The 492-nt window shown below is 60.6% G+C and carries 1 protein-coding gene; it reads right to left on the bottom strand.

The annotated features are described in order from the left end of the window. Positions 1 to 242 precede the first annotated feature (242 nt). A partial coding sequence (locus EEB15_RS33300; RefSeq protein ID WP_141514261.1) for a multidrug efflux SMR transporter occupies positions 243 to 492 on the bottom strand: 250 nt, incomplete at its 5' end.

Consider the following 492-nt stretch of genomic DNA (forward strand, 5'->3'; position numbering starts at 1 on the left):
TTACGGTGCCGTTCTGACGATTCGACATGGTGTAACTCCTGAAACAAAGTTGATTGCGGCGACGGAAATATCCGAGCCGGTAGGTACTGAGTTGCAAAGAGTACGAGGAGCCGAGGCGATGAGCGGACCGAGATCTACCACACCAGGTCACGATTCACTGTGACCCAAGCAAGCACAGTGGTCGCAGAGTACGCGATAAAACTGCGGAAAGCGATACCCCTCGGAGCATATTCGATGGATGTCTAATGGCTCAGCTTGAGGCCGACCAGTCCGCAGACGATCAGCGCGACGCTGGCCAGGCGCAGCAATGCCATGGATTCGCCGAACAGGACGATCCCGGCGATTACCGTGCCGACCGCGCCGACCCCGGTCCAGACGGCATAGGCGGTGCCCAGCGGCAGGTGCTTCATGGCCAGGCCGAGCAGGCCCAGGCTGACCAGCATGGCGAGCGCCGTGAGGACCGTGGGAAGCGGCTTGCTGAAGCCTTCGGTG

The organism is Ramlibacter sp. WS9, assembly GCF_003797765.1.
Classification (GTDB): domain Bacteria; phylum Pseudomonadota; class Gammaproteobacteria; order Burkholderiales; family Burkholderiaceae_C; genus Ramlibacter.